6 protein-coding genes are annotated in these 7023 nt (G+C 55.8%); 4 read left to right on the forward strand and 2 right to left on the reverse strand.

The features are described from left to right. The first annotated feature begins 371 nt into the window (after positions 1–371). The 3 genes from F0169_RS26625 to F0169_RS26635 all read left to right on the forward strand — a co-directional run bounded on the left by F0169_RS26625 (position 372) and on the right by F0169_RS26635 (position 3700). The gene (locus F0169_RS26625) at positions 372–1469 is read left to right on the forward strand and encodes a carboxynorspermidine decarboxylase (RefSeq protein ID WP_058415437.1); all 1098 of its coding nucleotides are present in this window, start codon (positions 372–374) and stop codon (positions 1467–1469) included. A gap of 28 nt (positions 1470–1497) precedes the next feature. After that, positions 1498–2742 (forward strand): saccharopine dehydrogenase family protein, encoded by a 1245-nt coding sequence (locus F0169_RS26630; protein ID WP_058415438.1) that lies wholly within the window; start codon positions 1498–1500, stop codon positions 2740–2742. Positions 2743–3364: 622 nt separating this feature from the next. Beyond that, a complete protein-coding gene (locus F0169_RS26635) occupies positions 3365–3700 on the forward strand; it encodes a DUF6124 family protein (protein ID WP_152748086.1) in 336 nt (111 codons plus the stop codon). Between the two features lie 197 nt (positions 3701–3897). Here the strand turns inward: F0169_RS26635 and F0169_RS26640 are convergent, their stop codons facing one another. Beyond that, the gene (locus tag F0169_RS26640) at positions 3898–5100 is read right to left on the reverse strand and encodes a ComEC/Rec2 family competence protein (RefSeq protein WP_152748087.1); all 1203 of its coding nucleotides are present in this window, start codon (positions 5098–5100) and stop codon (positions 3898–3900) included. Between the two features lie 299 nt (positions 5101–5399). Then, complete coding sequence (gene glsB / locus F0169_RS26645; RefSeq protein ID WP_058411627.1) at positions 5400–6308, reverse strand: glutaminase B; 909 nt, start codon at positions 6306–6308, stop codon at positions 5400–5402. 156 nt (positions 6309–6464) lie between these two features. Between glsB and F0169_RS26650 the strand changes: the two genes are divergently transcribed. Beyond that, entirely contained in the window at positions 6465–6818 is a 354-nt protein-coding gene (locus tag F0169_RS26650) for a hypothetical protein (protein ID WP_152748088.1), read from the forward strand. Positions 6819–7023: the final 205 nt, after the last annotated feature.

The following is a 7023-nucleotide window of genomic DNA, read 5'->3' on the forward strand; positions in this document are numbered from 1 at the left end:
GATGAAGACCAAACCCCTCCCCACAGGGACAGTGCCCAGTCAGATGTTTCTGCACGCTGGCTGAGCCCCCTTCTGCATTCAGCACTTTTTTATTTGGGCGAACACAAATCCCAAGATTGATGAAGACCAAACTGTGGGAGGGGGCTTGCTCCCGATAGCGGTGTGTCAGTGCCAGATGTGCCGGCTGACAGACCGCCATCGGGAGCAAGCCCCCTCCCACATTTGGTCGGCGTGTATCCAAAGAAAGTCATACTCGGGCGCTACCCTTGGAAACCGGGCGCGCAAATTCCGCCCGCTAACCTTTCGATCTGATCCAAGTGCGGGCACAATGCGTGTCCTTTTTTGGCAGGCACCGCCGCAGGCTCTCAAAAATGATCAAAACGCCGTACTACCTCATCGATAAACAGAAGCTTCTGGTCAACATGCAGAAGATTGCTTACGTGCGCGAGCAGTCCGGCGCCAAGGCCCTGCTGGCGCTGAAGTGCTTTGCTACCTGGTCGGTGTTCGACTTGATGCAGGAATACATGGACGGCACCACCTCGTCGTCGCTGTATGAGTTGAAGCTCGGTCGCCAGAAGTTCGAAGGCGAAGCGCACGCCTACAGCGTGGCCTGGGCCGACGATGAAATCGAAGAAATGCTGGCTAATTGCGACAAGATCATCTTCAACTCGATCAGCCAATTGCAGCGCTTTGCCGAACGTTCCGAAGGCAAGACGCGCGGCCTGCGCGTGAACCCGCAAGTGAGCAGCTCCGACTACCTGCTGGCCGACCCGGCGCGCCCGTTCAGCCGTTTGGGCGAATGGGACCCGGTGAAGATCGAAGGCGTGATCGAACACATCTCGGGCTTCATGTTCCACAACAACTGCGAGAACGGCGATTTCAGCTTGTTCGACAAGATGCTCGGCACCATCGAAGAACGCTTCGGCGAGCTGCTGCACAAGGTCAACTGGGTCAGCCTCGGCGGCGGCATCCATTTCACCGGCGAAGGCTATGCGCTGGATGCGTTCTGCGCGCGCTTGAAAGCCTTCTCGCAAAAGTACGACGTGCAGGTTTACCTGGAACCCGGCGAAGCCGCGATCACCAATAGCGCCTCGCTGGAAGTGACCGTACTCGACACCCTCTACAACGGCAAACACCTCGCCGTGGTAGACAGCTCCATCGAAGCCCACCTGCTGGACCTGCTGATCTACCGCCTCAACGCCAAGCTGGCGCCGAGCGAGGGCGAACACACCTACATGGTGTGCGGCAAATCTTGCCTGGCCGGCGACATCTTCGGTGAGTACCAATTTGATCGTCCGCTGGCCATCGGCGATCGGCTGTCGTTTATCGACACCGCAGGCTACACCATGGTTAAGAAAAACTGGTTCAACGGCCTGAAAATGCCGTCCATCGTAGTGAAACAACTCGACGGTACAGTCGAGGTGGTTCGTGAATTTGGTTATGAAGACTACCTGTCCAGCCTTTCGTAAGCTGGCGGATATAGGAGAGCTAAAGCAATTGAAAAAGAACGTTCTTATCATTGGTGCAGGAGGTGTCGCCAAGGTGGTGGCCCACAAGTGCGCGCAGCACAACGACGAACTCGGTCGTATTGCTATCGCGTCGCGCAACATCTCCAAATGCCAGGCCATCATCGACAGCGTCAAGGCCAAGGGTAGCCTCAAGGTACCCGCCGACATTCAGGCCTTTGCGCTGAACGCCCTGGACGTGGAAGCGACCAAGGCCCTGATCCGCGAGACCGAGTCGCAGATCGTCATCAACGTAGGTTCCGCCTTCCTCAACATGTCGGTGCTGCGCGCCTGCATCGATACCGGCGTTGCGTACCTCGACACCGCCATCCACGAAGAGCCGGGCAAGGTCTGCGAGACCCCGCCGTGGTACGGCAACTACGAATGGAACCACCTGGAAGAGTGCAAACAGAAGAACATCACTGCCATTCTTGGCGTGGGCTTCGACCCGGGTGTGGTCAACGCGTATGCCGCGCTGGCGCAGCAACAGCATTTCGACCGTATTGATTCGATCGACATTCTCGACGTCAATGCCGGCAGCCATGGCAAATATTTTGCCACCAACTTCGACCCGGAAATCAACTTCCGCGAGTTCACCGGGCAGGTGTGGAGCTGGCAGAACAGCCAGTGGACCAGCAACACCATGTTCGAAGTCAAACGCACCGACGACCTGCCGGTAGTCGGTTCGCAGAACCTGTACCTCACCGGCCACGATGAAGTGCACTCGCTGTCGAAAAACCTCGACGTGCCCAACGTGCGCTTCTGGATGAGCTTCGGCGAACACTACATCAACGTGTTCACGGTACTGAAAAACCTCGGCCTGCTCTCTGAAAAGCCGGTCAAAACCGCCGAAGGCCTGGAAGTCGTGCCGTTGAAAGTGGTCAAGGCCGTACTGCCCGACCCGTCTTCGCTCGCCCCCGGCTACACCGGCAAAACCTGCATCGGCGATTTGGTCAAAGGCAGCAAAAACGGCCAGCCGCGCGAGATGTTCATCTACAACGTGGCGGATCACGAAGAAGCCTTCGCTGAAACCGACAGCCAGGGCATTTCCTACACCGCAGGCGTACCACCGGTAGCCGCCGCGCTGCTGGTTGCACGTGGCGAGTGGGACGTGAAACACATGGCCAACGTCGAGGAGCTGCCGGCTGAGCCGTTCCTCAAAGCGCTGGACGTGATGGGCTTGCCGACTCGGATTAAAGACGAGAACGGCGACCGCGCCTGGGATGCGATTGCCTGACAGGCGATAGCAGACCGAACAAAAACTGTGGGAGGGGCTTGCTCCCGATGGCGATGTGTCAGTACCAGAGATGCTGGCTGACAGACTGCTATCGGGAGCAAGTCCCACCTCACATGTACGGTGCCCATTCAGATGTTTTTCCAACTGACCGAATCGGCGCACTTTTATTTGGTCAAACACAAACCCGCAAGACTAGTGAAGATCAAACTGTGGGAGGGGGCTGTCCCGATGGCGGTGTGTCAGTACCAGAGATGCTGGCTGACAGACTGCTATCGGGAGCAAGCCCCCTCCCACAATTGAATGCCGTGCGCGCCCTGCTCTCGGACATTTCCCACGACCGTTTCAGGTTGTGGCTCGGAACTCGGCTGTCTAACCTCTGTGCCGTCGCTGCCAATTCAGCGACCGGATTTGACCGTCCGACCTTGTTAACGAATCGCTATGCCCTGCCCCAATCTCAGGCGCTTTTTTTATGCCTGAGGTATTGTGTCGCGGCAGTTGTGCGCGGGATACCTTTGGGTATGCCGGGTTCGTTGACGACCGGTCGGTCAACCCGCGTACAGCTGCCACCTTAACCCGCTTGACCGCGAGCCTTGGCAGCTTCACTTGTCAACGGAATTACATCATGATCAAAGACAGTCCAAATCCCCCAAGCCACTCAGACTTCGACACCAGTACCCTGCACGAAGTGGCCTACCGCGCGATCAACCACTACCTCAATCCCGGCAAACCCCTACCAGAACCCAGCGACGGGCTGTTCACCGTGCGCGCCGACCTCGGCACAGAAACCTTGCTGGCCAACGCGTCCCAGGACCTGGCGTCCATCTGCGACATCGCCAACCATATGGCATTTGAAATCGAAGGCTCGCAACGCAACGTCGCGCTCGGTATCTGCCGAATGCTCGAAGGCGTGCAACTGCTGGTAGACAAGGCGCTGAACGTAGCCCACCCCGCAGCCTAAAGCGTAAACTGTGGGAGGAGCTTGCTCCCGATAGCGGTATGTCGTTACCGGATAGACTGGCTGACAGAGTGCTATCGGGAGCAAGTCCCATCCCGCAATTGAATGTCGTGCGCGACAGGCTCTCGGACATTTCCCACGACCGTTTCAGCTTGTGGCTCGGAAGTCGGCTAGCTAACCTCTCTGCCATCGCTGACAATTCAACGACCGGTTACAAACTTATATTCAAACTCAAAGGTTACCGTGGTTTGCTTATTAACCTGCAGTGGGCCGTAGGGCCAAAAATCGCGCAACACTGCCGCATGAGGATGCTTATATCCACCATGCCCAGGGTCGGAGCTAAACACACTGAAGCTTGGTTTGATTTTTTTGGCGAGATTTTTATACCAATTGTCTTCGGCGCCGTGATGCATAACCTGCAATATATAAATCCGACTAAATCGATTCGATGTCAAATACGACTGAAGACTCAAGAGCCTGCGATCATTATCAATATACCCATCTCCGGTATAAAGCACCCCACCCCAACGATCTTCAATACCTAAACAGTTACGTAAATACCGCCCCCCCTCAGTAGAAATCTCGACATAACTCCTAGAGCGGCACCGATCCAAAGACGACGACATTGGCCCAGCATACATAAACAACGATATTACATTCCTAGACTCATTGCTTCTTCCAAGCGTAATGTCATAATAATTTTTTAAATCCTGAAACGCCTGTTCCCTCACGCGCCGCTCTGATGTCAGAAGGAGGTCATTGCGTAGCCTTTCAACTTCCTTACGGAAAGCTGCGGTCGCAAGACTGGCAAGTTTAGCATCATTATAAGGCACGAACTCCCAGCGATTCGCAACCACTAGCGCAGAACCCACCGCTAAATACTCGACTTCTATTCCGCTGACCGAATGACGATTTAGGTCCTCGCTATCGACTAGCTTTTCTTGAGTTATATCCGAATCGGAGAACACGTGCTTTTGAATTCGTATATTTAAATTGGTGCCCTCACCTTCCTCCGTCTGATCATGTGGAGATGGACGGGTCGTTTCAGTGACTCGCGCACCATCTGGCGATACAGGGCCGCGCGCTTCAGACACAGCGCCATCTAAGGGAGGCTCTGCGGACAGTGTATAAAGTATGCGTTTTACAGAGCTTCCAGAAAGTCGCGAAATAAACTCAATAGGATCCAGTAAGAAACGAGTCAATGACGAACGAGGCCGCTCATTTAGCTGAAAAGCGATGGCAAGTCTTTTCCAGAGAGGGACATAGGGCAACAACAAATCGCCCACATCAAATCGTTCCAGTAGCCTGATGATCCCGCTGATGTGATCACGATCAAAGTGAGATATAACCACAAGATCCAGGTACGGTCGAACGTCATCAGTGCTTGAAATTTCATCGCTCAACACGTCAATTGCATCATCGACTAAATACTGCTCCGACGTAGTCCCACAATCGTAAACCCACCTAAAAACCGAATCACCTTTTCCGAAAGGCTTCCTTATTTCTCCTGAACTAAATAGCCCTTGCCCAACCGCAAAAAATCGAACGCTAGCACCCCAACAATCCCTATACATACAAGCCAATCTCCTTTAATCATCAGCACGCGGCTAACACGCGCAGATACATCATTGACTACAGTAATTTACAAATAATAACCGCTTGTCAAAAAACACCAAATGCTTATCAGCATACCCCTTCCTTGTCAAAACACCGACCACCCAATCCGCTCACTCAACAACTCCAACGCCTTCATCCCCGCCAGCGAATTCCCCGCCGCATTCAACTCCGGCGACCACACACACACCGTAAACTGCCCCGGCACCACCGCGACAATCCCGCCGCCTACCCCGCTCTTGCCCGGCAACCCAACGCGATACGCAAAGTTGCCCGCCTCGTCGTACAGCCCGCTGGTGGCCATGATCGAGTTGACTTGCTTGGTCTGGCGCGCGGTCAAGACGTGTTCGCCGCTGTGGGCACTCACGCCCTCATTGGCGAGGAAGCTGAACGCCCGGGCCAAATCCAGGCAGCTCATTTGCAGCGCGCAGTAGTTGAAGTAGCTGTGCAACACGGCGTCGACTTCGTTGTGGAAGTTGCCGAAGGATTTCATCAGGTACGCCATGGCCGCGTTGCGCGCGCCGTGCTGGGCTTCGGAGTCGGCGACCACACTGTTGACGAGGATCTGCGGGTTGCCCGACAGGCGCCGCACGAAGTCGCGCATCGACAGAATCGGCACGGCAAAGCGCGACTGGTTGATGTCGCAAATCACCAGCGCACCGGCGTTGATGAAGGGGTTGCGCGGGCGGCCGCGTTCGAATTCGAGTTGCACCATCGAGTTGAACGGTTGCCCTGAAGGCTCGTGGCCGAGGCGCTCCCAGATGGTTTCGCCGCCGTGGTCGATGGCCTGCACCAGGCTGAACACTTTGGAGATGCTTTGCACCGAGAACAGTGTATCGGCGTCACCTGCGCAGTAGGCCGAGCCGTCGTTGCCGTACACGGCGATGCCGAGTTGGTGGGCGGGTACATCGGCCAGTGCGGGGATGTAGTCGGCGACTTTGCCCTGGCCGATCAGTGGACGAACTTCGTCGAGGATCGACTCTAACAGCGCCTGCATGTCTTGTCCGGTCATGTGTCGTTGAATCAGTGATAGCGGGCCGCGGAGGATACTTCAATGCGCGCGAAAGCCCCAGCCTATCTCGACCACCCGGCGCGCGCGCCACCCAATTGCCCGTACACTGCAGCGCTGTGCTTACTCTTTGAGGACCGCTGCATGAAATTGATGATTGGCTTGACCGCCCTGCTGCTGGTATCGGCGTGCACGACTACCACTCACGCGCCTGCACCTGCACCTGCACAGAACGCTGCCGCGTCCACCTGCCTGGCGGGCGGCGGCACGATGAAGCAGGTCGGCAGGTTGCAGAGCTGGAAGTGCATCACGCCGTACAAGGATGCCGGCAAGGCCTGCACCGACTCGAGCCAGTGCGAGGGTGAGTGCCAGACCAGCGTTAACACGCTGTCTGGTAACGGGCCGGTGACGGGCGCGTGCCAGGTGGATAACAGCCACTTCGGCTGTTCGGCGAGGGTTGAAAAAGGCACGCTGGGCCGGGCGATTTGTGTGGACTAAGCGACACGTGGGGTTGTCGCTAAATGTGGGAGCGAGCAAGCCCGCTCCTATCAAAATACAAATAACCTATTGTTTTTGCTAGTAAAATTTATTTTTGCTTGTGACCTTGGTCTTGGGTGCATATCCGTTACTGAGTTTATGGCTTATATCGGTTCCGCTCTTACAGCGGGTCACTTTTGAAAAGCCGGAAGCCGGCCCAGTCAAA

The sequence above is a fragment of the Pseudomonas kitaguniensis genome (genome assembly GCF_009296165.1).
Taxonomy (GTDB): domain Bacteria; phylum Pseudomonadota; class Gammaproteobacteria; order Pseudomonadales; family Pseudomonadaceae; genus Aquipseudomonas; species Aquipseudomonas kitaguniensis.